The following is a 24,275-nucleotide window of genomic DNA, read 5'->3' as shown; positions in this document are numbered from 1 at the left end:
CGGCGTGAAGTGGAGCGGCCTGTGGTACCTCATCCTCTTCGCGATCGCCGTGGCGGTCTTCGACGTGGGGGCCGCGCGCAGCGCCGACCGGCCGATGCGGATCGCGCCCGCCGCGGGCTGGGCCCTGGCCGTCGCCGGGATCGCGGCGCTGGCCTACCTGGCGACGTGGTGGGGCTGGTTCGCCTCCGACGACGGGTACTTCCGCGACTGGTCGGGCAACGCGCTCGTCAGCCTGTGGCACTACCACGAGGAGGCGTACAAGTTCCACACGACGCTGGACAAGCCGCACCCGTACCAGTCGTGGCCGTGGCAGTGGCTGCTGCTGGGCCGCCCGGTGCTGTTCTACTGGACCGGCGACGGCCCGTGCGGCACGGAGGGCTGCGCGTCGTCGATCCTGCTGCTCGGCACCCCGCTGCTGTGGTGGTCGTTCGTCCCGGCCCTGTTCGGCCTGGGCTGGCTGGCGATCGCCCGCCGCGACGGCCGCGCCTGGCTGGTGCTGCTCGCCGCGCTGACCGGCATCCTGCCGTGGTTCCAGTCGATGCCGGCCCACCGCACCATGTTCATCTTCTACGCCCTGCCGGCCGAGCCGTTCCTGATCCTCGCCGTCGTCTATGTCCTGGGCGCGATCGCCGGCCGCCCGCACACCGACCACCGCCGCGTCGGCGCCCTCGTCGCGGGCGCCTACGTCCTGCTGGTGGCGGCCTGCTTCGCGTACTTCTACCCGATCTACAGCGGCATGGACATCACGTACGCGCAGTGGCTGTCGCGGATGTGGCTCGGTTCCCGCTGGATCTAGCGGGTCGTGGCGGCCTCGTAGCAGCGCGCCGGCGGACCCGTCTTGATCGCGCACAGGTATTCCTCGTTGACGATGGCCTCGAACTGTTCGCGCCGCGGCCAGCGGCGGCGCGGATTGTGCCAGTCGCCGTGCCGCTCCCAGTACATCCGGGGGATCTCGCTGTCGAAGTAGGCCCGCAGCAATTCGCGCAGCTTCAGCGGCGACAGGACGACGAGATAGCCCACTCCGGTGACGGCGGCGACGAGCAGGACGGCCAGCAGCAGCCGGAGCAGCCACCGCACGACGTCGTCGGGTGCGTACGATTTCCGGTCGGTCATGCCGCTCACCCCATCCGGTCGCCTTTTCGCATTGTCACCGATTCGGGGAACGGAGTCGGCATTCATTCATGCGCACCCGGAATTGCGGGCGGAAATGGCGTCCCAGGTGCGATACGGCTGCTTGCGACCCGGCAACACATCGATGTTTCGACGTCGTCGCCGGCATGCCGAGGGCGCGGCGACGCTCAGTGGTATCGCGTTGGCGCGGTGCGCCCGCGGGCCCGCCGCGCCGACCGGCGACCCGGGTTGCGGAGCTGTCGCCGGGCGGCCGTGGTCCGGTGCTGATGCCGGGCGTCCGGACAAGATCGTCCCTGGTCGCAGGGCGGGGGACATTCGAGGCCGTCTTCCTCGGCCGTTTCCGTCAGGTTTCCAAACGGAAACAGTGTTACCAAACGTTGGGCTGGGGGCTTCCCGACCGGCGGCGGGACGGGGTATACAGACCTCCACGCGAATGGAAACAGCGGTTCGCACAGTGAAACGACAGGGGGTTCCATGCTCCAGCCCCAGCTCACCCGGCGTGACCTCTTCCGGCTGGCCGCGCTCGCCGGTGGCGGCGCGGCGGCCGGCGGTCTGCTGTCGGCGTGCGGTGCCGACGGTACCGCGCCCGCGTCGGCCGACATCGCACCCAACGCGAAGATCACCTTTGCCTCGACCACCATCACCAACAGCCTCGACCCGCACGCCGCGCTGTCCAACACCGGGCGCAGCTACGCCGTGCAGGTCTACGACACGCTGGTCCAGTTCGACCCCGGCGGCGGCGGGTTCGCGCCCGGCCTGGCCACGGCGTGGAAGCGGGTCGACGACACCACGCTCGAGCTCACGCTGCGCGAGGGGGTCACCTTCCACGAGGGCGGGGCGTTCGACGCGGCCGCCGTCGTCGCCAACATCGAGCGGCTCACGGGCGACTCGTCCGGCAAGCTCACCCAGGTCAAGGGGTTCCTCGGCGCGGTCACCAAGGCCACCGCGGTCGACGCGAAGACGGTGCGGATCACCACCGGGACGCCCGACCCGATCCTGCTCAACCGGCTCACCCGGGTCGACATCGTCGACCCGTCCATCTTCGCCAGCAGCACCCAGAAGGCGTCCGGCACGGGGCCGTTCCGGGTCACCGGCTACACGCCGGCCCAGAAGATCGAGCTGGAGCGGTACGCCAGGTCGTGGCGGTCGACCGACCGGGTCGCGACCGCGACGCTGCAGGCGATCAGCGACCCGAACACCCTGGCCAGCGCCCTGCGCTCGGGCGAGGTCGACATCGCGTTCGGCCTCGGGCCCACGCAGGCCGAGCAGATGCGCGGCTCGTTCGGCATCAAGGCGACCTCGGCCGGCTCGTGCGCGATCTGCTCGATGATCCCGGCCGTCGAGCCGAAGCTCGCCGACCCGCGGGTCCGCGAGGCGATCAACCTTGCCGTCAACCGCGACGAGTTCGTCGCCGCCGGCCTGGCCGGCTACGGCAAGCCCTCCACGGGGCAGCTGCTGCAGCCCGGCTTCCAGGGGTACGACAGCAGCTTCGGCCCGCTGCCGCACGACATCGCGAAGGCCAGGCAGCTGCTCAAGGACGCCGGCGCGGAAAACCTGCGGCTCGACATCGCCACGACGGCCATCTTCAAGTCGCAGGCCGAGACCGTCGCCGGGTACCTCGGCGCCGTCGGCATCAAGAGCGAGGTACAGCTGCAGGAGCTGTCGGCGTTCATCGGCACGCTGCTGAAGAACAGCACGGTGCCGCTGCTGTACTGGCAGACCGACTACTTCGACCTGCGCGACATCGCGTCGGTGAGCCGGTTCGGCCCGCAGGCCGCCGGCGTGCAGCGGCACTTCGAGAACGACGAGTACCCGGCGCTGTACACGCAGGCGAACAAGGAGATGGACGCCACCAGGCGCGAGGCGCTCATCAAGCAGATGGCGAAGCTGCTGCGCGAGCAGTACGGCGTGCTGTTCCTGGCCTGGCCGGACCTGGTGTACGTGCACAGCAAGCGGCTCGTCGAGGTCGGCCTGACCGGCAACTCCCTGGTCCGCCTGGAGTCGCTCGGGAAGACGGCCTGATGCGCCGCAGGCTCGCCGGAATGCTCACCAAGGGAGCCGGCCTCGTCGTGGTGACGCTCGGCATCCTGAGCCTGCTGTTCTTCATCATCCGGCTGTCCGGCGACCCGGCGGCCATCCTGGCCGGCCCGGGGGCGAGCCCGGAGCAGATCGCCGAGACCGGACGGGCGCTGGGGCTCGATCGTCCATTGTGGATGCAGTACCGCGAGTTCCTCGCCGACACGCTCACCCTGCGCCTCGGCGACTCGCTGCTCACCCAGCGCCCCGCGCTGGACATGGTGCTCGACCGGCTGCCGGCGACGCTGCTGCTCGCCGGCAGCACCCTGCTCACGGTCCTGGTCGTCGCGGTGCCGGTCGGCGCGTTCGCCGCCCGGTTCCACGGCCGGCTCGGCGGCCGGGCCGTCGCGCTGCTCACCGCGGTCGTGCAGGCGGTGCCGAACTTCCTGCTCGGCATCGGCCTGATCTGGCTCTTCTCGCTGTACCTCGGCTGGCTGCCCACCTTCGGGTCGGGCACCGCCGCGCAGCTCGTCCTGCCGACGCTGACCCTCGCCGCGTTCACCGGCGCCCGGGTCGCCCGGCTGCTGCGCACCGAACTGCTCGAGGACGCGGGCGCCGACTGGATGCGCACCGCCCGCGCCAAGGGCGTGCCGGGCCTGCGCATCCTCGTCCGGCACGCGCTGCGCCACGCCGGCCTGCCGGTGCTCGCGCTGCTCACCGTGGAGGTGTCGTACCTCGTGTCGGGCGCGGTCGTCGTCGAGACCCTGTACGCGTACGGCGGCATCGGCAAGCAGCTCGTCGACGCCGTGTTCAACCGCGACTACCCGGTCGTGCAGGCGACCGTCCTGGTCGTCGCCGTGGGCGTCATCGTCGTCAACGCGGTCGGCGAGTGGCTGATGGGCGTCCTCGATCCCAGGACCGTCGCATGAGGTGGGTCGCGCTCACCGGCCTGGTGGCCCTGGTCCTCGCCGCGGTGCTGGCCGGGCCGCTCACCGGGCAGGACCCGATCGCCCAGCACCTCGGCGACCGGCTGCTGCCGCCGGGCACCGCCGGGCACCTGCTCGGCACCGACGACAAGGGCCGCGACGTGCTCGCCCGCACCCTGTACGGCGCGCGGGTGTCGCTGCTCGTCGGGTTCGTCGCCGCCACCGCCGCCAGCGCGTTCGGGATGCTGCTCGGCCTGCTCGCCGGCTACTACGGGGGCTGGGCCGACCGGCTGATCACCCGGGCCGGCGACGTGTGGATCGCGTTCCCGTTCCTCGTCCTGGCCGTCGCCACCCTCGCCGTCGCCGGGTCCGACCTGTGGATCCTGGTGTCGCTGCTGGCCCTGGCCGGGTGGGTCACGCCGACCCGGGTCACCCGCAGCCTGGTGCGCCGGCTGCGGGGCGCCGACCACGTGCAGGCGGCGATCGGCCTCGGCGCCGGCGACGCGCGGGTGATCCGCAGGCACGTCCTGCCCGCCGTACTGCCGGCGAACTTGGTCGTTTGGACCCTCACGGTCGGGACGCTGATCCTCATCGAGGGCGGGCTGTCGTTCCTCGGCCTCGGCGTGCGCCCGCCGACCCCGTCGTGGGGCAACATGCTCAACGACGGCCGCGGGTTCCTCGAGATCGCCTGGTGGATGACCGCCGCGCCCGGCGTCGCGCTCACCCTCACCGTGCTGCTCACCAACCTGCTCGGCGACGCATTGCGCGACCGCCTCGACGTCCGGCTCAGAGACCGTTGATGGGACCGCTGATGCTCGAGCTCTCGAACGTCGTCGTGGAGACCCGCCGCGGGGTGCGCCTCGCCGACGGCGTCGACCTCACCGTCGGCGCCGGCGAGATCGTCGGCCTCGTCGGCGAGTCCGGCTCCGGCAAGACCGTCACCACCACCGCCGTGTTCGGCCTGGCCGGGCCCGGCGTGCGGGTCACCGGCGGCACCGCCACCCTCGACGGCGCCGACCTGGCGGGGCTGGACCTGCGCAGGGTGCGCGGGCGCGACGTCGGGTTCGTGTTCCAGGACCCGTCGACCGCGCTGCACCCGCTGCACCGCGTCGGCGACCAGATCGCCGAGGCCGCGAAGGTCCACGGCCGGCGGGTCGACGTGAAGGCCGCGCTCGCCGACGTCGGGGTGCCCGACCCGGCCCGCCGGGCTCGGCAGTACCCGCACGAGCTCTCCGGCGGCCAGCGGCAGCGGGTCGGCATCGCCCGCGCCCTGGCCCTGCGGCCGCGCCTGCTCGTGCTCGACGAGCCGGTCGCCTCGCTCGACGTGTCGGTGCAGGCCCAGGTGGTCAACCTGCTGCGCGACCTGCAGGACCGGCACGGCCTGGCCTATCTGTTCATCGCGCACGACCTCGCCGTCGTGGCCAGCCTCGCCCACCGGGTCGGGGTGATGTACCTCGGGCGCCTCGTCGAGGAGGGCCCGGCCGGGCAGGTCCTCACCGACCCGCGCCACCCGTACACGCGCGCCCTGGTGGATGCGATCCCGGTGGAGACGCCGGCCGACCGGCGCGACCGCCCGGTCCTGGGTGGTGAGCCGCCGAGCCCGGTCGACCGCCCGCCGGGCTGCGCGTTCCACCCGCGCTGCCCGATCGCCCGGCCGTCGTGTGCGGTCACGTCGCCGTTGCTGGCCGGCGGGGATCGCCGCGTCGCCTGTCCGCACGTCTGAGGGGTTCGTGATGCACGTCGTCATCAGTCAGGCCTGGACGAAGGACGCCGGCGGCCACGCCGACGCCTACGTGGCCCTGTCGGTCCGCTTCGCTGCGTTCTTCGCGGGACAGCCCGGCTTCCGCGGCCGCTGGCTGGTCCGCGACGTCGAGGACCCGACCCACTTCACCCACATCCGCATGTTCGACACCGTCGGGTCCTACGAGGCCGCCACGCGCACGCCCGGCTACGTCGAGCACACCGAGGCGATGTACGAGCACCTGCGCCCGTACGACACCTACCCCCGCACCATCGGCGAGGTCGTCCTGGAGGACCTGCCGTGACGACCTTCGTGCTGATCCACGGCGCGTTCCGCGGCGGCTGGTCCTGGCAGCGGGTCCGCCGTCTCCTCGCCCGCGCGGGCCACGAGGTTTTCGCCCCGTCCCTGACCGGCATGGGCGACCGCCGGCACACTCCGGTGACCGGCCTCGACACCTGGGCCCTGGATATCGCCACCCTGCTCGACGACGAGGATCTGGAGGATGTGGTACTGGCGGGACACAGCCAGGGCGGCATCGCCATCGCGGCGGCGGCGCCGTTGTGCGCCGGCCGGCTGGCCGGCCTGGTCTTCGTCGACGCCCCCGACCCGCTGCCCGGCGAACGGGCCGTCGACCTCACCGGCCCGGCCCCCGACCTGCCCCGCTCACTCGTGCTCCCGCCGTCGCCGGTCTCGCTGGACGATCCCGTGCTCACGGCGTGGATGAACGCCCGCCTGGGCCCGACCCCGCTCGCGCCGTCGCTGGACCCGCTGCCGCAGCGCCCGCCGGGCGTCCCGCGCTCGTACGTCTTCTGTGCGCACACCCCGGCGGGCTGCCCGTCGTGGGTCACCCGGTCCCGCCTGGACGCGGCGGGCACTCCGTACACCGTCATCGACAGCGACCACGACGCACCCCTCACGCACCCGGCGGAGGTCGCGTCGGCGCTGACTCAGCTCCGGTAGTCCCGCTCCGGGCATTCCTGGAGGCTGCCGAGGTCGGTGTAGCCGGCGGCGGCGTGCGGCACGAACGCGTACCGGCCGAAGCCGAGCAGCGTGGTGGCCACCTCCAGCCACACGCTGGACTGGTTCTGCCCGGCGTCGACGACCGCCGCGCCGTTGCGCACCGCGCACCGCACGCTCGCGACCTCCCCGTCGCCGTACGAGCCGACGACCGCCGCACCGGACACGCCGGCCTGCTGCTGCGGCAGCCGGTAGAGGTCGCCCCGGCCGGGCCGCTCGCCGCGCAGGCACCGCACCTCGAGCGGCACCTCACCGCCGAACTCCCCGAACACCCCGGGGCGCCGCGGCCCACCCGGCTTCCACGGACACGCCGGCTGACTCGGGGACGGGCTCGCGGATCGGCCCGCCCCGGGCGACGGCGAAGGGCTCGGTGCGGCGGCGGCACCGGTCGCGGCGGCCGACGGCGCGGGGGCCGCCGCCGGGCCGGACGAGCACCCGCCCACCGCGGCCACGACCCCGGCCACGAGGACCAGATAGTTGACGCTCATCGATCAATGGTGCCACCGCCGGACCGGGCCCGGCGCGGCTGCGGTCGGCTCGTGAAACGTTCACGCGGCGACGGGCCCGTGCGGCTTCCTGCGCCGTCACACATTGACATCCTTCAGCGGTGCTTCCTAGTGTCCGGGCCCGCCGCCCGCAACGGGCGGGGTTCGACACCACCTGGAGGGCGTCATGGCCGGCAGGCCGACATTCCGGGGCCGGCTGGCCGTCTCGATCGGGGCGGCCGTGGCCCTGCTCGCGGGGCTCGTCGCGGTCCTGTCCACGAACGCGTACGCGGCGGCCGGGTGCCGCGTCACCTACCGGGTCACCAGCCAGTGGCCGGGCGGGTTCACCGGCGACGTGGCCGTGACGAACCTCGGCGACCCGGTCACCGGGTGGACGCTCAGGTGGACGTTCGGCGCCGGGCAGACCGTCGCCCAGACCTGGAACGCGACCGTCACCGCCTCCGGCGCCCAGGTCACCGCGGTCAACGCCGGCTACAACGGCTCGATCGCCACCAACGCGACGGTGTCGTTCGGCTTCAACGGGTCGTGGACGGGCAGCAACCCGGTGCCGGCGTCGTTCACCCTGAACGGCACGACCTGCACCGGGGGTGTGATGTCACCGAGCGCGACACCCAGCGCCTCAGCAAGCGTGTCGGCGAGCGCCTCGACGAGCCCGCAGCCCGGCAACGCGATGGCCGCCGTCGCCGCCATGCAGCCCGGCTGGAACCTCGGCAACAGCCTCGACGCGACCGGCGCCGACGAGACCTCGTGGGGCAACCCGCGGGTCACCGCCGCCCTCCTCGACAACATCCGCGCCCAGGGCTTCAACAGCATCCGTATCCCGGTCACCTGGGGCCAGCACATGGGCGGCGCCCCCGGCTACACCGTCGACGCGGCCTGGCTCGCCCGGGTCAGGGAGGTCGTCGACTGGGCCCTCGCCGACGGCTTCTACGTGGTCGTCAACGTCCACCACGACTCGTGGCAGTGGATCAACACGATGCCGTCGGACCGCACCAACGTCCAGAACAGGTTCAACGCGCTGTGGACCCAGCTCGCCGCCGCGTTCCGCACCTCGTCGCCGAAGCTGGTCTTCGAGAGCGTCAACGAGCCGCAGTTCACCGGCTCGTCCGGCGACGCCCAGAACGCCGAGCTCCTCGCGGCGCTGAACACCGAGTTCCGCCGGATCGTGCGCGCCTCCGGCGGCACCAACGCGACCCGCCTGCTCGTCCTGCCGACCCTGCACACCTCGGCCGACCAGGCCCGCGTCGACGAGCTGACGGCCACGTTCAACCAGTCCGGCGACCCGAACCTGATCGCGACCGTGCATTTCTACGGCTACTGGCCGTTCAGCGTGAACATCGCCGGCGGCACCCGGTTCGACGCGGCCGTCGAGCAGGACCTGGTCGGGCAGTTCGACCGCGTCGCGACCGCGTTCGTGTCGCGCGGCATCCCGGTCATCATCGGCGAGTACGGCCTGCTCGGCTTCGACCGGCACACCGGCACCATCGAGCAGGGCGAGAAGCTCAAGTTCTTCGAGTACCTCGGCTACTACGCCCGCACCAAGCGGCTCACGACGATGCTGTGGGACAACGGCCAGCACTTCGGCCGCACCTCGTTCGCCTGGAGCGACCCGGAGCTGTTCGCACAGCTGCGGTCGAGCTGGACGACCCGCTCCGGCACCGCCTCGGCCGACGTCGTCTACGTGCCGAAGACCGGCTCGCCGGCGGCGCAGACCCTCACGCTGAACCTGAACGGCACCACGTTCCAGAGCCTGCGCCAGGGCAGCACCGACCTGGTCCGTGGCACCGACTACACCGTCTCCGGCAACCAGCTGACCCTGACGGCGAGCGCCCTGACGAGGCTCGTGGGCTCCAGGTCGTACGGCGTGAACGCCACACTGCAGGCCCGCTTCTCGGCCGGCGTCCCGTGGCGGATCAACATCGTCACCTACGACCCGCCGCTGCTGTCGGCCGCGACCGGCACCACGGCCGCGTTCACCCTCCCGGCCCAGTTCCGCGGCGACCAGCTCGCCACGATGGAGGCGAAGTACGCCGACGGCAGCAACGCCGGCCCGCAGAACTGGACGTCGTTCAAGGAGTTCGACGTGACCTTCGCCCCGGACTACGCGGCCGGCACGATCGCCCTGCGCCCGGCGTTCTTCGCCGAGGTCAACGACAACGCCAAGGTGACGCTGACGTTCCACTTCTGGAGCGGCACGAAGGTCACGTACGCCGTCACGAGGTCCGGCAGCACCGTGACCGGCACCCTCTCCTGACCGCCGGCGCCCGGCCCGCCGCGGTCCGCGACGACGTCAGCGCGCGGGTGCGGCCGGCCGGGTCCGCAGGTTGAGGGCGAGATAGCCGTCCTCCAGCGTGGGGCGCAGCGGCTCGGCGTCCGCTCCCGGTCGATCGGCGGCGACGACGCGGTAGCGCATGCCGGACTCCTCGGGGACCGCGGACACCACCGTTCCGGCCGGGGCCGGGCCCTGGGTCACGACCGACCAGACGTGGCCGTCGGCCTCGCGGGTCAGCTCGGCGACCGTGCCGCGGAAGACCTGGCGGCCGGCGGACAGGACGGCCAGCTCGCGGCAGGTCTGGGCCACGTCGTCGACGATGTGGGTGCTCAGCAGGACCGTGCGGTCGCCGGCCAGCTGGGCCAGCAGGGTGCGGAACCGGATGCGCTCCTCCGGGTCCAGGCCGGCCGTGGGCTCGTCCACGATGAGCAGGCGCGGGTCGGCGAGGAGGGCCTGGGCGATGCCCACGCGGCGGCGCATGCCCCCGCTGTACCCCTTGAGCCTCCGGCCGGCCTCGGACGTCAACCCGACCACCTCGAGCAGCTCGCCGACCCGGCGACGACGGGACGGGCCGTCGTCGAGGCCCTTGAGTAACGCCACGTAGTCGAGGAACTCGCGGGCCGTCAGGTCGGGGTAGACGCCCACGTCCTGCGGGAGGTACCCGAGCGTGCGCTGCACCGCCCGGCGGCCGGCGCGGGTGGTGACGTCGTGGCCGCCGACGCGGACCTCGCCCGCGGTCGGGTGCAGCAGGCCGGCGAGGATGCGCATGAGCGTGGTCTTGCCGGCGCCGTTCGCGCCCAGCAGGCCGAACATGCCGGTCGGCACGGTCAGGTCGAGGCCGTCGAGGGCGGCGACGCCGCCACGGTAGCGCTTCGTGAGGCCGGTGATGTCGATCCGCACGGCAGGCTCCTATCGGGTGGTTCGGGCGCGGACCGCGTGGGCGGCGCACAGCGTCAGGGCGGCGAGGACGAGCAGCAGGCCGATGGACAGCCCGGCGGTCGCCGTGGTGACCTCGGGGCGCAGGAAGTTCAGCGTGGCGCCCGGCTGCGGCCCGGCGATGACCCCCTCGACCCCGAACAGCGCGAGGGGGTAGGCGCCGATCGGGGTCAGCACGCTCTGGGCGAGGGTCGGCATGACGTCGGCGGTGATGGAGTTGCCCCAGAACCAGTAGCCGACGAACAGCACCCGGAACAGGGGCGCCGGGATCAGCAGCGGCACCGCGAGGGCGAACGCGCCGACGACGAGCACGGCCGGCAGCAGCACGGTGGCGAACCCGGCGAGGGCCCAGCCGACGGCCGGCCACCCGCCGGTGACGGCGGCGTAGGGGACGGCCCACCCGAAGTACAGCAGCGCCATCGGCAGCACGACGGCGGCGCAGACCCCGAGGTATTTCCCGGCGAGCCGCCCGGCGGGGGAGGCCGGGGTCGCGTCGAGGACCGGGGCGACGCCGAGCCTGTCGTCGCGGACCAGGCGGTCGGCGATCAGGCAGCCGTACCCGGCCGGCAGGAAGATGTTCAGCAGCAGCGCCACCGACCCCATGACCCGCCGGGCGTCGCCGTCGTGGAACAGGTCGCGCCACTGCGCGGCGCTGGACCCGGCCAGCAGCAGGGTGATCAGGCCGAGCGCGATCCACATGGAGCGCTTGCGCAGCATCATGCGGCACTCGTACCGCAGGGCCGCCGTCACTCCGTCACCGCCGTGTGCACGAGCCGCTCGGCCCGGCCGAGCAGCACCCAGGCGGCCGCGCCGAGCCCGGCCGCGGTGCCCAGCAGGACGGCCCGGTTGCCGGCCCAGTCGCCGGGGTCGGCGCCGCGGGTCGACGCGAACAGATACAGCAGGCGCCCGGCCCGCGAGTCCTGGATGGGCCCGCCGAGCACCTGCTGGAGCAGCCACAGCACGGCGACGATCCCGCCGGCGGCGCCCGGGCTGCGCAACACGGCGGCGGCGAGCCAGCCGGCGGCGGCCAGCCACAGCGTCGGCGCCAGCCACACCAGCTGCCCGGCGACCGGCCCGTGCTCCCACCGCCCGGCCGGGATGAGCACGGCGGCGGCGGCGAGGGCGGTGGCCGCGGTCCAGCCGACGATCACGGTGAGCCGGCGCAGGAGGACGGTCCGGTACCGCACCGGCGTCGTCAGCAGCAGCTCGGCCGCCGGGTCCCGCCCGACGAGCGACGCGGCGAGGACCCCGGCGATGAGCGGCAGCGCGAGCTCCAGCGCGGCGAACAGGTTGCGCAGGGCGTCACGGCCGGCGGCGCCGTCGGAGCGGTCGACGACGGCGAGGAGCACGACGCCGGCGGCGGTGACCGGCGGCGCGATCCACGCGACCCGCCCGGCCCGGCGCACCTCGTGCCGCCACAGTTGGAGGTTCATGTGAGGTGTGTTGCGCGGAACCGGCCCATCGGTTCACCCCGCCCGGCCAGGATCACACCGAGCGCGGCGAGCGCGGCCGTGGCCACCCAGCCGGCCGGCGTGGCCTCCCACGCGGCCCGCACGACGCCGAGGTCGAGCATCCGCAGCGCCCACGCGGTGAGCGCCGCGCCGATCGCGACGTCGGGCCCGAACCGGACCAGCAGCGGCAGGCACAGCGCCGACAGCAGCGCGGTCGGGGCGAGCCAGGCCAGCACCGGTGCGGCGAGGACGGCCGAGGCGGCGAGGGCGAGCAGCACGTCGTACCCGAGGATCAGCGCCACGCGTAACAGCAGGATCCGCCGCAGCGGCGTCGGCGTGGCGGCGATCACCTCGAACGCCGGGTCCCGCCGCGGCCCGTGGACGCCGCTGATCCCGGCCGCCGCCACCAGCGGCGCGACCAGCGCGAGGAGCTCCGCGTCGCGCTGGACGGCGGCGAGGAGCGCGCCGAGGGCCATGACGACCGCGGAGGCGACGAGCACCACCGGGCTGAGCAGCCGCGCCTCGGCGCGGAGGAGCGCCCACCCGGGCCGGTACGTCGGCGTGGGCGGGTCGAGCAGGCTGCGCAGCAGGGCCTGCCGGACGATCGTGCGCGCCTCGGGCGGATCGGGCAGCATGCAGCGCCACTCGGCGAGCTCGGCCAGCTCGGCCCGGCAGGGCGCGCAGCCGTCGAGGTGCGCCTCGACGGCCCGGGCCGCGCCGGCGTCCAGCGTGCCGGCCGCGTACTCGGGCAGGTACTCCGGAAGACACTCCGCCAGCCGGTCGGTCATTGCGGCACCCCCTGTGGTGTGAGCGCCCGGGCCAGCGCGGCCCGCGCGTGGTGCAGCCGGCTCTTCACCGTCCCGACCGGCACGCCGAGCACCTCGGCCGCCTCGGCGAGCGGCAGCCCGGCGACGAGGACGAGCCCGACGACCTCCCGCTGGTGGTCGGGCAGCCGTCCGACCGCGGCGGCGACCGGCGTGCCGCCGGCGGCGGCGATGGCCAGCTCGTCGGGCCCGGGCCCCGGGTCGGCGGCCCGGTCGTCGGGCTCGGCCGGGACGGGCGGCGCGGTGCCCCGCAGCCGGTTCCAGGCCTGCCGCCGGGCGACCCCGAACAGCCAGGTGCTGACCTGTGACTGCTGCCCATACGTCCCGGCCGAGCGCCACACGGCCAGCAGCGTGTCCTGGAGGATCTCCTCGGCGGTCATCCGGTCGCCGGCGAGGCGCAGCAGGTAGCCGAGCAGCCGCCGGGCGTGGCGCTCATACAGCCCGACGAGCGCGTCGCCGTCACCGCCGGCGACCCGCGCCAGCAGCTCCGCGTCCGTCTCGTCCATCACCGGATTGGTAGCACCCCGCGGCCGGATGGTTCATCCCGCGGCCGTGGATCCGGTCGGTCAGCGGATCCACTCGCAGCGGCACCAGTCGACCAGGGCCAGGCCGGCCCAGGACAGCACCGCGCCGGCCGTCGGGGTGACCGGGCCGGCGACGGCGAGCAGCGTGATCTGGTCGGCCTCCCGCAGGCCGTACCACGTGACGCCGCGCACCACCACCGCGAAGCCGCCGGCGACCGGGCGCGGGGCGCCGCGGAAGCACACGCCCGCGTACTCGTGCTCGGGCCGGCCCAGCGCGCCCCACGGCAGCCGCGGGGTGAGCGGCCCGACCGTCCGGGCGTGCAGGTCACGGAAGCCGGCCCCGTCGCGGTGCTGCCCGTAGACCCGGCGGATCGCGGCGAACTCCGCCTCCACGACCGTGGCCGCGGCCGGTGCCACCGCCTCGACCTGCCGCCAGTCGTCCTCGTGCAGCTCCAGGCAGCCGCCCGGGACCGGCCCGGGCGCGAGCGGCGGCAGCGCCTCGCAGAGCGTCGGCAGCGAGTACAGCAGGAGCTCCGGCGCCGCCCGCTCGATCCGCCGTACCGTCAGCACCAGCCGCCCCGGCGCCGGCCGCGCGGCCGTCTCCACCAGCCACGGCTCGCCGCCGAGCTGGAGTGTGGTCCGGACCGAGAAGTCCGCGGGCAGCTGCTCCGGCCGCAGGTCGGCCTGGGCGAACACGGCGCCGGACGCGGCATCGACGAACTCCACGGCAATCATGCCGGAGGATAGTGCCAGATGGCCCCCGGACGGGTCACGGGAGGGGGATGTCCGCGCGGGTCAGCAGGCCGAGGCGGAGCAGGTCGAAGTCGGGGTCGCGCTCCCACAGCACCCGCGGGGTGACCAGCGGGCTGCCGTTGCAGTCGAAGGTCAGCACCGCCCGGCCGGCCCGGTGCTCGAGGAACAGCCCGGACCGGTTGCTCGCGACCCGCCCGCGCAGGCCCTCCAGGCGCTGGCGGCGCTGCCGCGGGCCGAGCGCCGAGGTCCACCGCCAGGGTGCGGCCCCGGCCAGGGCGGTCAGGGCGTTCGTGACCCACAGGTCGGTCCAGCGGCGCTGGGTGAACCGGGTCGGCCGGCCGGCGAGCAGCCGCTGGGTCGGCTCGTCCACGACGACGCCGCAGACCTCCAGGGCGTCGAGGGCGTGCCCGTCCACGAGGGCGGTGGCCACGTCGGTGGCGAAGGCGGTGTCGACGGTACCGCCGAGTCCCCAGATCGCGTCGAGGCTGCGCGGGTCGCCGGTGGCGCGCCAGAACTCCGGGACGCGGTCCCAGCGGTGCACGGCCGACCTGCCGGCCACCTCGGCGAGCCGGACGGTCAGGCGGGGCGCGGTGCGGTCGGGGCGCTGGGCCGGGCCGTCCACGACGAGCCAGATGCCCTTGCCGGCCGGGTGCCGCGGCGGGGCGCACTCGTGCAGCAGCACCCGGGCCCGGCCGGCCAGCCGGGACCCGGTGCGGTCACGCGGGAAGCGCCACGCGATGCCGGGCCGGTGCAGCGCCTCGACCGCCGCGTCGAGGGCGGCGGCCTGCCCGGCGTCGAGCACGGCGGCCAGGAGCGGGTCGAGGTCGACGTCGACCGGGGTCGCGGACCCGGCCAGCCGGGAGGCGGCGAGGCGCTCCAGCCGCCGGTGCCACTTCGCGGCCGGCTCACCGGCCGGCTCGACCGACCAGGTCTCCTCCCACCGGCCCCACTCGGTGACCTGGGCGACCACGTCGTCGACGAACACGGCGTATGCCCGCTCGACCGGCCAGCGGTACGTCTCGGGATGGAACCCGACCTCGAAGCCGTCGACCCCCTCGGCGGCCAGGACGGCGCCGGCCCAGCCGTGGTCGTCGGGGATGACCCGGGCCGTGCGGACCGCCACGTGGCCGCCCGGCACGTCCACCACGGCCACGCAGCCGGGCACGTCGGTGCGCAGGTCGAACCCGGCGGCCCGCAGCGCCGCCGGCACGGCCGGGCCGCCGGTCTCCAGCACGCGCCGATCATGTCAGAACCGGCGGACGGCGCGCGAGGGGTCAGATCAGGGCACGCAGGATGACGATGGCCAGGAAGACGACGATGAACGCGAGGTCGAGCGAGACGCCGCCCATGCGCAGCGGCGGGATCACCTTGCGGACCGGGGCCAGGATCGGCTCGGTGACCGCGAAGATGCCCGAGGTCACCCGCTGGCGCACCGACCCGTACTGTGCCGGGCCGGCCAGCACCGCGCTCCAGTCGGCGATGGCGCGGGCGACGAGCAACAGCTGCACCAGGAGCAGCAGCAGGCTCACGAGGCCCAGAATCGGACCCATGTGGTACCTCCAGATCGCGGGAACGTGCTTCCAGAGTGCCTGGGGATCCTGAGAACTGGCTGTAGGCCGGTTGTGTGAACGTCGGGGTCAGCCTGCGGTCAGCCTTCGAGGCCGGCCGACCAGGGGAAGGTGATCCAGCGCTCGGTGCGCCGCCAGACGTACTCGCAGCGCAAGGTCGCGTGCGGCTTCTCGTAGAGCACCGCGCAGCGCACCTCGGCGGCGTGGCCGGCGCAGAACGCCCGCACGACCTCCAGGGTGGCCCCGGTGTCGGCGACGTCGTCGGCGATCAGCACTTTCTGCCCGGCGAAGTCGACGCCGTCGGGCTCGGGCGGCAGCACGACCGGCTCGGGCAGCCGCTCGCCGATGCCGGTGTAGTACTCGACGTTCATGAGGTGCGTCGACTTCACCCCGAGCGGGTAGCTCAGCGCGCCCCCGACGAGCAGCCCGCCGCGCGCGATGCACAGCACGAGGTCGGGCCGGAACCCGTCGGCGGTGATCGTCCCGGACAGCTCGCGCGCGGCGGTGCCGAACGTGGCCCAGTCGAGGACCTCCCGAGGTTCCGTCATCCTTCCATGATCCCCTGTGCGGCCCGCCGGACGCTACGACGCGCGTCGAAGTTGCCGGGATGCCCGCCCCGGGCGGGCCGGATGGGCGGCAGGATGGGCGGTATGCGTATCTCGATCTGGCCCGGGGCCGGGCAGGCCGTCGGTGACATCCTGGCCGTGGCGCGGCACGCGGCCGACACCGGATGGGACGGTGTCTACGTCGCCGACCACTTCATGCCGAACGCGGGCGCCGGGCGCGACCCCGACCAGCCGATGCACGAGTGCGGCACGCTGGTCGCCGCGCTCGGTGCGGCCGTGCCGCGGGTGCGGATCGGCAGTCTGGTGTACGGCAACACGTACCGCCATCCCGCCGTGCTCGCCAACATGGCCGTGACCGCCGACCACGTGAGCGGTGGCCGCTTCACGCTCGGTGTCGGCGCGGGGTGGCAGGTCAACGAGCATCAGCAGTACGGCATCGACCTCCCACCCGTCCGTGAACGCCTCGACCGCTTCGTGGAGGCGCTGCAGGTCCTGCACGGCCTGCTCCGGCAGCCGCGGACCACGGTCCGGGGCCGCCACTACCAGCTGACCGACGCCGTCTGCGAGCCCAAGCCGGTGCAGGACCCGCTGCCGATCCTCGTCGGCGGCGGCGGGGAGCGGCGGATGCTGCGGATCGTGGCCGAGTACGCCGACGTGTGGAACACCTGGGGCCGCCCGGACGTCATCGCGCACAAGTCGGCGGTCCTCGACGAGCACTGCGCCGCCGCCGGCCGGGACCCTGCGGCGATCGCCCGGACGGCGCAGGCGATGATGTTCCTCGACCGGCCGGTGCCCGACGGCCTGCCGATGCCGGCGGTCGGCGGCTCGCCGCAGGCCCTGGCCGAGACGGTCGCCGAGTACCGCGCCATCGGCCTCGACGAGCTCATCGTCCCCGACAGCACCCTCGGCACCGGCGCCGACCGCCTGCGCGCGATGGACACGATCCTCGGGATCGTTCAGGCCGCGGCGTAGAACGCGGCCGGGTCGCCGGCGAGGGACGCCTTCACCTGGGCGCTCCACGCGTCGGCGAGGACCTCGAGCCGGCCGGCCTCGATCCCGTCGAGGCCGGCCCGCACCACCTCGGCCGGGTCGGTCTTCGGCCCGCTGTACCAGGCCATCATGTCGGTGTCGGCGGCGCCCAGGTGCAGCCCGGTGACCAGCGTGCCCTGCCCGGCGAGCTCGATCCGCACGCCGTTGGTGAGGCTCCACGCGGCCGCCTTCGCCGCGCCGTAGGCGTTGGCGCCGTCGTACGAGAACCACGACATCGCCGACAGCACGTTGAGCACCGCCCCGCCGCCGGACGCGGCCAGCACCGGCGCGAACGCCCGCACCATCGCCAGCGTGCCGTAGAAGTGGGTGTCCATCTCCAGGCGGATCCGGTCCAGGTCGCCGGTCACCAGGTTGGCCCCGGTCGCGACGCCGGCGTTGTTGACCAGCAGCGTGACGTCGCCCGCCGCCGCGGCGGCCGCGGCGACCTGCGCCGGGTCGGTGACGTCCAGCCGCAGCCGCTCGGCGCCGGGCACGTCGATGCGCTCCGGGTCGCGCGCGGTCGCGTACACCCTGGCCGCGCCCCGGTCGAGCAGCTGGCGGGCGAACTCCCGGCCGAGGCCGCGGTTGGCGCCCGTGACGAGCGCGACGGTTCCCTTGATCTCCATGCCGGTTACGCTAAAACCTCACGTCGGCGTGAGGGGCAAGTCCGGATGCGGATCGGTGAGCTGGCGGCGCGGACCGGGGTGTCGGTGCGGGCGCTGCGGTACTACGAGGAGCAGGCCCTGCTGGTGCCCGGGCGCAGCGGCAGCGGGCAGCGGCACTACGCCCCGGCGGCGGTCGACCGGGTCGGGCTCATCCAGACCCTGTACGCCGCCGGGCTGTCCAGCCGCACCATCCTCGACCTGCTGCCGTGCGTCGACGCGAAGGTCAACACGCCGGAGTCGCGGGCGCTGCTGCGGGCCGAGCGGGACCGCATCGACGAGCAGATCACCCGGCTCGTCCAGGCCCGCGACCGGCTCGACGGGGTGATCGCGCACAGCGAGGGGCCGGCGAGCGGATGCGCCTTCCTGGAGTCGGAGAGCGCTCTCTCAAGTTCGGCTTAAGTCCGCATGAAATGGACGCGCGTCGCTTGACCCGGGTCCGCGGCGGGCGGCACGGTGGGCGCCATGTCCCGCCGCCTGCTCACGGTCTGCCTCACCGTCGCCGCGGTCGCCGTCATCGGCGCCGTCGGCCTCACCCGCGCGCTCGCCGACACCTCCGGCGCGATCACCGGGATCGCCGGGAAGTGCGTCGACGTCGCCGGGGCCAACCCGGCCAACGGGACGGCGGTGCAGCTGTGGGGCTGCAACGGTACCGGCGCGCAGCGGTGGACCGTCGGGGCCGCCGACGGCAGCGTCCGGGCGCTGGGCAAGTGCCTCGACGTCACCGGCGCGTCGGCCGCCGACGGGGCCAGGGTGCAGCTGTACGCGTGCAACGGCACCGGCGCCCAGCGCTGGTCGGCGTCCGGCGGGCGGCTGGTCAACACCGGCTCCGGCAAGTGCCTCGACGCCTCCGGCAACAGCTCCGCGAACGGCACCCGGCTGCAGATCTGGGCCTGCCACGGCGGCGCCAACCAGCGCTGGGCCCTGCCGGCCGGTGCGGTGACCCCGTCGTCGTCGCAGCGCCCGCCGGCCACGGCGACGGCCGCTCCTCCGCCGGCCACTCCGTCGGCCACGGCGACGGCCGGCCCTCCGCCGGCCGCGGCGAAGAAGAAGGGCGTCAGCACCTGGCAGTTCACCGGCCTGGCCGACGCGGTGCGGAACGTCGGCGCCGGCTGGTACTACAACTGGTCGCCGAGCAACGACAGCATGCCCGCCGGCGCCGAGTTCGTGCCGATGATCTGGGGCGCCGGCGCGGTCACCGACGCCACCCTGGCCAAGGCGCGCGGCGAGGGCACGGTCCTGCTCGGGTTCAACGAGCCGGACCTGCGCGAGCAGGCCAACATGACCGTCGAGCAGGCGCTGGGCCTGTGGCCGCGGCTGGAGCAGACCGGGCTGCGGCTCGGCAGCCCGGCCGTCGCCTACGGCGGCGACACGCCCGGCGGGTGGCTCGACCGGTTCATGACGGGCGCCCGCTCGCAGGGCCGCCGGGTCGACTTCATCACGCTGCACTGGTACGGCTCGGACTTCAGCGACGCCGCCGTCGGGCACTTCCTCGGCTACGTCCGGGCGGTCCACGACCGCTACGGGCTGCCGATCTGGGTCACCGAGTACGGCCTGATGAACTTCACCGGCAGCCCGAAGTACCCGAGCACCGCCCAGATCACCGCGTTCATCCGCGGCACCACCGCGCAGCTGCAGGCCCTGCCGTACGTCGAGCGGTACGCCTGGTTCTCGCTGCCCGCCGTCGGCGACTCGGTGGCCTACGGCCTCTACCGGGACGGTTCCACCCCCACCCCGGCCGGTGAGGTGTACCGCGCGGCCGGCTGAGCCCTACATGCTCTGCCGGAAGGCGTACATCGAGACGTAGTGGTGGCCCAGCCAGGCCGCGGCGCCGTCGGTGGTCGTGGCGTCGTCGAGGTGCTCGACCGTGGCGACCGCGTACCGCGACCAGGCGTCGCCGAGCTCGGTCAGCTCGGCCAGCGACGGCAGGTCGCGGTGGCCGAACCGGGCGCCGAAGTCCTCGACCATCACGTGGTGGAAGTCGGCCGCGCCGAGCCCGTCGAGGCCGAGCACCGCGAGCAGCCGCAGCACGTCGCCCCACGCCGGCAGGTGGGCGTCGTCGGGCGCGGCGAAGCAGTACGGCACCCGGGCCAGGGCCGTGCGCAGCGGCGGCGTCACCGCCTCGTCCGGCACGGCGTAGAACGTGCTGGCGTAGTTGTAGTCGCTGGTGTGCACGACGAGGACGTGCGGGCGGTCGGCGGGCTCGGCGGGCTTCGCGCGGGTCAGGCCGAGGCCGGCTTCGGCCAGGACGTCGCGCAGGTGCCGCCGGGAGGCCGCCGCGTCGCCGGCGCCGAAGTGGGCCGGCAGCAGGCCGGAGAGGTCGATCATCCGCGCGATGGTAGGACCGCGGCGCAACGGTACGCGGGCCTGGCAGACTGCCGGGCATGGCGACGATCGACGCGGTGCTCGCGGACCTCGACCGGCTGCCGGCCGACAAGCGGACCCTGTGGGCGGTGTGCGGCGCCCTGGAGAAGGTCGACCCGGGCGTGCCGCCCGCCGCGCCGGTCCCCGCCTGGCTCGGGCCCCTCGTCACCGAGGCTGTCCGGTGGCTGTCCACGACGTGGCCGCAGTCGCCGTATTTCGCCGACATCCGCCGCCTCGAGCGCCTCGGCGTCGTGACCCTCGACCACGACGACACCTACGTGCTCGCGATGGTCTCCGCGCTCGGCTCCCGCTGGGACGCGCAGCCTCGCCTCGACGCCCTGCGCCACGACGCCGAGCTGCGCGACGAGGTCTTCTGGCGGGTCTTCGAGGTCGAGGGCGGCGGGGAGGTCAGCCTGGCCAACGTCGACCGGCACAGCCGCCCCGACGCCGGGTGGACGGCCTGCCTGACGGTGCTCGTCGCCGAGGGGGTGCTGCCCCGCGACCGGGTGCAGCGCGAGTGCCTGCGGGCGCTCGGGCGCGACTTCAGCGCCTACCGGGCCGGGTTCTTCACCCGGCTGCACACGCTGCTCGACCCGGGCGTCGGCGAGGTCGTCGCCGCGCAGCCGGTTCTGGTGCGGCTGCTGCGCTCGCCCGTGGCGGCGACCGTGTCGTTCGCGCTGGGTCACCTCGCCACCGTGGACGCGGCCGGGGCGCTGGACGACGCCGCGTTCGTCGCCGCGTCGGCGGACGCGCTAGCGGTAGCGTCGAGGAAGACGCCACTGGGGGCACTCGACCTGCTGGACCGGATCCTGGCCCGGCAGCCGGGCCTCGCCGCGCCGGTCGCCGCCGCCGTGGCGGTCGGGCTGGAGCATCGGCACCGCGAGGTCCAGGCGCGGGCCCTGGCGCTGCTGCGCGGCCTCGGCGCGCGGGACCTGGTGGCCGAGCGGGCGGAGCTGCTGGAGCCCACGGTCGCCCGGGAGGCCGCGGCCTGGCTCGGCGGCACCGTCACCGCGCCGGCCGCTCTACTGGCCGACCTGCCGGCCCTGCCGGCCGACCTCCCGCTGTCCACCGCGGACGACGACCGGACCGCCGGTGAGATGGCCGCCGCCCTGCTCGCCGGCGAGCACGACCCCGGGCTCGTCGAGCGGTTCCTGGCCGCCGCGAGCCGGGGCAGCGACGAGCTCGCCGCGCTCGCCAGGCCGGCCCGCAAGGCGCTGCGGCACACCTGGGAGCTGCGCCGCAACATCGCCGCCGTCCTGCTCGGCGAGGCCCTCGACCGGGTCCCGCACCTGCTCGTCGCCCGCCTCGGCGAGGTTCGCGAGATCGTCCGGGGCAGGGCGCGGCCGGGTGAGCTGCTCGCCACGCCGACCGGCCCGGCCGGCTGGCTCGACCCGGGGGTGTTCGTCGCCCGGCTCGCCGGCTGGGACGGCGCACCGCACCGCCACGACCTCGTCGCCGCCCTGCTCCGCCTGGGTGCCGAGGGCCGGCCGGAGGCCCTGCGGGCCGCCCGTGACCTGCCCGGCGACGCCGGGGCCGCGGCCCGGTATGCGCTGGGCGGCCCGCCCGCCCCGGTCGGCGACCCGGCCGTGTGGATCGCCGCCGCCCGCGGCCGCGCCCCGCTCGGCGACGACCCGCACCTCGTCGCCGCCGGGCTCGGCGGCGCCGGGCAGGGCCGCGCCGCCCGGTACGAGCTGGTCATGACCCCGCACGACCACGGCTACTGGGCGCCGTCGCTCGTCGTGCACCCCGCGCCGGTCCCGGCCGCGCCGGACCAGCCGACGGTGGTCCCGCCGGAGCGCCGCGGCCCGGACCTCATGGCCGACTGGCTGCCGTGGGCGGCGCAGGTCTGGCCGCACGACGCCGAGCCGTTCTTCGCCGCCGACGTGCAGGAGGTCGTCCACGCCTCGTTCAGCACGTCGCGGCGCACCCCGCCGATCCTCGACGCGCTGCGCACCCACCCCGGCCGGCTCGGCCCGCTCTCCGCGGCGGTCCTGGCCGCCGGGATGACGACCGCCGAGGCCGGGGACCGGGCCCGGGCCGCCGAGGCGTTCGCGGCCCTGGTGCCGACCGGCCGCCTCGACCCCGGCGTCCTCGCCGACGCCATGGTCGTCCTCGCCGGCCACGCCACCGCCAACCGCTGGGCGGCCGCGCTGCGCGACTCGGGTGCGTCGGCCGCCGTCGTCGACGTGCTGGCCCGGCTGCTGCCCCGGTTGCCGCGCGACCACCACGGCCTGCACGCGCTGCTCGCCACCCTGCACGAGGAGGCGGTCCGCACCGGCATCAGACCCGCCGGTCCGCCCGGTCCGGACGGCCGGTTGGCGGACTGGCTGGCCGGGTTCACCGGCTCGTCGAAGGCGGCCCGCACCGCCCGGGCGCTCCTGGACGAGGCATGATCTACACGTACCTGCGCGAGTCGGCGGTCACCGACACCGGCGTCGACCTGGCCATCGACCTCGCCACCAGCGGCGGCCCAGCCCCGCACCCGTACTTCTTCGACGGTTTCGTCGAGCGCGCCGACATCGCCGCTGCCGCGCTGCTCGTCGTCGCCCGGGTCGCCCGGACCCGCTTCTACACCCCGCCCGGCATGCTCGCCGCCGTCCTGCGCGCCGCCGACCCGGTCGTCACCAGCGACGGCGCCGGCCTGCGGTTCGAGAGCCTGTCGGCGTGCTGCGGCGTGTACTGCCGCCTCGACCTGCTCCCCACCGGCCTCGACCGCCCGCCGCACGCCCGCGGCACCACCAACGTCGACGTCAACCCGCCGATGCGCGACGCCCTCTCCGGCGTCGCCGGCCTCGACCCGCTGCACCTCGCCGTCGGCGCCGACGAGCTGCGGGTGACCACCATGGACGGCGCCGTGATCGAGCGGCGGGTGCCGCTGCCCGAGCGCTGGGTGCGCAGCTTCGCCGAGGTGCACCTCATCGCCCGCTCCTCGGCCGCCGGGGCGACCTACACGCCGGCCGCCGTGCGGAGATTCCTGCAGTCCCAGCCGCGCGGCCGCGGCGCGCTGTTCGCGGTGCCGGCACCGGGCGGCGCCCTGCGCCTGGCCTCCCGCCCCGCCCCGGGCGGCGTCGGCGTGGCCGGCCCCGAGCGCCTCCGCGCCCTCGACCCGCTGCTGCGCCACGCCACCCGCGTCCGCACGTATGGGCCCTCCGCCGGCGACACCGGCAGCGCCTGGCTGCTCGACCTGCCCGGCGCCCGGTTCACCCTCCAGCTGAGCCCGTCGCCGAGCCGGGCGTTCTCCGGCGAGGGCGGCATCCTGACCTCGGACGAGGCCGGCCACCAGGGCTGGGACCTGGTCGACGCGGCCCCGTTCGACCGCCACCTCCCGCTCGACGAGGCCGTCCAGGCAGCCGACCAGCCCCGGATGCGCGCCGCCGAGGCCCTCGTGGCGTCGGGCGCGGTCACCCGCTCGGGCGACACGGCCACGGTGCGCGGCACCGACGCCGACTACACCGTCCGCGACACCCCGGCGGGGGAGCGCTGCACGTGCGCCTGGTTCGCGACCCACGCCCTGCGCCGCGGCCCGTGCAAGCACATCCTCGCGGTGCGCCTCCATCGACCGGCGTAAGCTCCCGGGTGTGTACCGGCTCGCCGTCGACCTCGGTACCTCCAACACGGTCGCCGTCGTCGCGGACCCCGGCGGAGGGCCCCGCCCGCTGCTCTTCGACGGCCGTGAGCAACTGCCGTCGGCGGTCCACGCCGGCCCGGCCGGCGCCCTGACGGCGGGCCGCGACGCCGAACGGCTGTCCCGCGCCGACCCGGCCGCGTTCGAACCCCACCCGAAGCGCCGCATCGACGACGGCGTCCTGCTCCTCGGCGCCCACGAGGTGGCCGTCCCCGACGCCCTGGCCTCGCTCCTGTCGGCGGTGCTGGCAGAGGTCCGCGCCGCGGCCTTCACCGGGCCGGGTGGGCCCGCCGCGACCGCCGACATCGCCGCGCCGGGCGACCCGCGGCTCGCGGGCGACGTCCCCGAAGGCGGCGTGCCACTC

General features: G+C 74.8%; 25 protein-coding genes and 2 pseudogenes. 14 read left to right on the top strand and 13 right to left on the bottom strand.

Going from position 1 to position 24,275, the window contains the following annotated elements; genetic code table 11:
* A pseudogene (locus tag ABZS66_RS47475) lies at positions 1–796 on the top strand (phospholipid carrier-dependent glycosyltransferase); the annotation flags it as partial.
* Here ABZS66_RS47475 and ABZS66_RS47470 read toward each other — a convergent pair.
* The gene (locus ABZS66_RS47470; RefSeq protein ID WP_354769645.1) at positions 793–1,113 is read right to left on the bottom strand and encodes a DUF6082 family protein; all 321 of its coding nucleotides are present in this window, start codon (positions 1,111–1,113) and stop codon (positions 793–795) included. The pseudogene ABZS66_RS47475 and the gene ABZS66_RS47470 sit on opposite strands and share 4 nt — an antisense overlap.
* A gap of 492 nt (positions 1,114–1,605) precedes the next feature.
* Here ABZS66_RS47470 and ABZS66_RS47465 point away from each other — a divergent pair, with 492 nt between their 5' ends.
* Genes ABZS66_RS47465 through ABZS66_RS47440 form a run of 6 tightly spaced genes read left to right on the top strand, consistent with a single transcriptional unit; the run spans position 1,606 to position 6,774 of the window.
* Positions 1,606–3,153, top strand: a complete 1,548-nt coding sequence (locus ABZS66_RS47465; RefSeq protein WP_354769644.1) for an ABC transporter substrate-binding protein — start codon at positions 1,606–1,608, stop codon at positions 3,151–3,153.
* Between the two features lie 20 nt (positions 3,154–3,173).
* A complete protein-coding gene (locus ABZS66_RS47460) occupies positions 3,174–4,076 on the top strand; it encodes an ABC transporter permease (protein WP_354769643.1) in 903 nt (300 codons plus the stop codon).
* A complete protein-coding gene (locus tag ABZS66_RS47455) occupies positions 4,073–4,873 on the top strand; it encodes an ABC transporter permease (protein ID WP_354769642.1) in 801 nt (266 codons plus the stop codon). Before ABZS66_RS47460 ends, ABZS66_RS47455 begins: the two co-directional genes overlap by 4 nt.
* Before the next feature lie 11 nt (positions 4,874–4,884).
* Positions 4,885–5,796 carry an ABC transporter ATP-binding protein gene (locus ABZS66_RS47450; RefSeq protein WP_354769641.1) on the top strand — a complete coding sequence of 304 codons (912 nt, stop codon included), beginning with the start codon at positions 4,885–4,887 and terminating at the stop codon, positions 5,794–5,796.
* Positions 5,797–5,806: 10 nt separating this feature from the next.
* A complete protein-coding gene (locus ABZS66_RS47445) occupies positions 5,807–6,118 on the top strand; it encodes an antibiotic biosynthesis monooxygenase (protein ID WP_354769640.1) in 312 nt (103 codons plus the stop codon).
* Positions 6,115–6,774, top strand: a complete 660-nt coding sequence (locus tag ABZS66_RS47440) for an alpha/beta hydrolase (protein WP_354769639.1) — start codon at positions 6,115–6,117, stop codon at positions 6,772–6,774. The genes ABZS66_RS47445 and ABZS66_RS47440 overlap by 4 nt, the downstream gene beginning before the upstream one ends.
* On the opposite strand, the gene ABZS66_RS47435 is transcribed toward ABZS66_RS47440, so the two are convergent.
* Positions 6,762–7,319: a hypothetical protein gene (locus ABZS66_RS47435; protein WP_354769638.1), complete on the bottom strand. Its 558-nt coding sequence runs from the start codon at positions 7,317–7,319 to the stop codon at positions 6,762–6,764. The genes ABZS66_RS47440 and ABZS66_RS47435 overlap by 13 nt on opposite strands.
* 184 nt (positions 7,320–7,503) lie before the next feature.
* On the opposite strand from ABZS66_RS47435, the gene ABZS66_RS47430 reads away from it, so the two are divergent.
* On the top strand, positions 7,504–9,591 hold the full coding sequence (locus ABZS66_RS47430) for a cellulase family glycosylhydrolase (protein ID WP_354769637.1): 2,088 nt from the start codon (positions 7,504–7,506) through the stop codon (positions 9,589–9,591).
* Between the two features lie 36 nt (positions 9,592–9,627).
* On the opposite strand, the gene ABZS66_RS47425 is transcribed toward ABZS66_RS47430, so the two are convergent.
* From ABZS66_RS47425 to ABZS66_RS47385, 9 genes are all read right to left on the bottom strand, one after another.
* Positions 9,628–10,509, bottom strand: coding sequence for an ABC transporter ATP-binding protein (locus ABZS66_RS47425; RefSeq protein ID WP_354769636.1), 882 nt, complete (start codon positions 10,507–10,509; stop codon positions 9,628–9,630).
* Between the two features lie 9 nt (positions 10,510–10,518).
* Positions 10,519–11,295 carry a hypothetical protein gene (locus ABZS66_RS47420; RefSeq protein ID WP_354769635.1) on the bottom strand — a complete coding sequence of 259 codons (777 nt, stop codon included), beginning with the start codon at positions 11,293–11,295 and terminating at the stop codon, positions 10,519–10,521.
* Positions 11,292–11,978: a hypothetical protein gene (locus tag ABZS66_RS47415; RefSeq protein ID WP_354769634.1), complete on the bottom strand. Its 687-nt coding sequence runs from the start codon at positions 11,976–11,978 to the stop codon at positions 11,292–11,294. Before ABZS66_RS47415 ends, ABZS66_RS47420 begins: the two co-directional genes overlap by 4 nt.
* Positions 11,975–12,784, bottom strand: coding sequence for a zf-HC2 domain-containing protein (locus ABZS66_RS47410; protein ID WP_354769633.1), 810 nt, complete (start codon positions 12,782–12,784; stop codon positions 11,975–11,977). The genes ABZS66_RS47415 and ABZS66_RS47410 overlap by 4 nt, the downstream gene beginning before the upstream one ends.
* Positions 12,781–13,326 (bottom strand): sigma-70 family RNA polymerase sigma factor, encoded by a 546-nt coding sequence (locus tag ABZS66_RS47405; RefSeq protein ID WP_354769632.1) that lies wholly within the window; start codon positions 13,324–13,326, stop codon positions 12,781–12,783. Before ABZS66_RS47405 ends, ABZS66_RS47410 begins: the two co-directional genes overlap by 4 nt.
* Before the next feature lie 60 nt (positions 13,327–13,386).
* Positions 13,387–14,079: a hypothetical protein gene (locus ABZS66_RS47400; RefSeq protein WP_354769631.1), complete on the bottom strand. Its 693-nt coding sequence runs from the start codon at positions 14,077–14,079 to the stop codon at positions 13,387–13,389.
* Positions 14,080–14,113: 34 nt separating this feature from the next.
* Entirely contained in the window at positions 14,114–15,331 is a 1,218-nt protein-coding gene (locus ABZS66_RS47395; protein WP_354769630.1) for a hypothetical protein, read from the bottom strand.
* Positions 15,332–15,371: 40 nt separating this feature from the next.
* Positions 15,372–15,647 carry a YggT family protein gene (locus tag ABZS66_RS47390; protein WP_354769629.1) on the bottom strand — a complete coding sequence of 92 codons (276 nt, stop codon included), beginning with the start codon at positions 15,645–15,647 and terminating at the stop codon, positions 15,372–15,374.
* A 98-nt stretch (positions 15,648–15,745) separates the two neighbouring features.
* The gene (locus tag ABZS66_RS47385; RefSeq protein WP_354769628.1) at positions 15,746–16,213 is read right to left on the bottom strand and encodes a phosphoribosyltransferase family protein; all 468 of its coding nucleotides are present in this window, start codon (positions 16,211–16,213) and stop codon (positions 15,746–15,748) included.
* A gap of 102 nt (positions 16,214–16,315) precedes the next feature.
* On the opposite strand from ABZS66_RS47385, the gene ABZS66_RS47380 reads away from it, so the two are divergent.
* Positions 16,316–17,203: a TIGR03560 family F420-dependent LLM class oxidoreductase gene (locus ABZS66_RS47380; protein WP_354769627.1), complete on the top strand. Its 888-nt coding sequence runs from the start codon at positions 16,316–16,318 to the stop codon at positions 17,201–17,203.
* Here ABZS66_RS47380 and ABZS66_RS47375 read toward each other — a convergent pair.
* Positions 17,188–17,886 (bottom strand): SDR family oxidoreductase, encoded by a 699-nt coding sequence (locus ABZS66_RS47375; RefSeq protein WP_354769626.1) that lies wholly within the window; start codon positions 17,884–17,886, stop codon positions 17,188–17,190. The genes ABZS66_RS47380 and ABZS66_RS47375 overlap by 16 nt on opposite strands.
* Before the next feature lie 45 nt (positions 17,887–17,931).
* Here ABZS66_RS47375 and ABZS66_RS47370 point away from each other — a divergent pair, with 45 nt between their 5' ends.
* The gene (locus ABZS66_RS47370; protein ID WP_354769625.1) at positions 17,932–18,324 is read left to right on the top strand and encodes a MerR family transcriptional regulator; all 393 of its coding nucleotides are present in this window, start codon (positions 17,932–17,934) and stop codon (positions 18,322–18,324) included.
* A 63-nt stretch (positions 18,325–18,387) separates the two neighbouring features.
* Entirely contained in the window at positions 18,388–19,689 is a 1,302-nt protein-coding gene (locus tag ABZS66_RS47365; RefSeq protein WP_354769624.1) for a glycosyl hydrolase, read from the top strand.
* Between the two features lie 3 nt (positions 19,690–19,692).
* On the opposite strand, the gene ABZS66_RS47360 is transcribed toward ABZS66_RS47365, so the two are convergent.
* Positions 19,693–20,250, bottom strand: a complete 558-nt coding sequence (locus ABZS66_RS47360) for a hypothetical protein (protein WP_354769623.1) — start codon at positions 20,248–20,250, stop codon at positions 19,693–19,695.
* 56 nt (positions 20,251–20,306) lie between these two features.
* On the opposite strand from ABZS66_RS47360, the gene ABZS66_RS47355 reads away from it, so the two are divergent.
* The 3 genes and pseudogenes from ABZS66_RS47355 to ABZS66_RS47345 all read left to right on the top strand — a co-directional run.
* The gene (locus ABZS66_RS47355; protein WP_354769622.1) at positions 20,307–22,679 is read left to right on the top strand and encodes a DUF6493 family protein; all 2,373 of its coding nucleotides are present in this window, start codon (positions 20,307–20,309) and stop codon (positions 22,677–22,679) included.
* Positions 22,676–23,854, top strand: a complete 1,179-nt coding sequence (locus ABZS66_RS47350) for an SWIM zinc finger family protein (protein WP_354769621.1) — start codon at positions 22,676–22,678, stop codon at positions 23,852–23,854. Before ABZS66_RS47355 ends, ABZS66_RS47350 begins: the two co-directional genes overlap by 4 nt.
* A 10-nt stretch (positions 23,855–23,864) precedes the next feature.
* Positions 23,865–24,275: pseudogene (locus ABZS66_RS47345) on the top strand (hypothetical protein); the annotation flags it as partial.

This window comes from Dactylosporangium sp. NPDC005572, from assembly GCF_040605515.1.
Classification (GTDB): Bacteria; Actinomycetota; Actinomycetes; order Mycobacteriales; family Micromonosporaceae; genus Dactylosporangium.
This window is presented reverse-complemented; position numbering and strand designations above follow the sequence as displayed.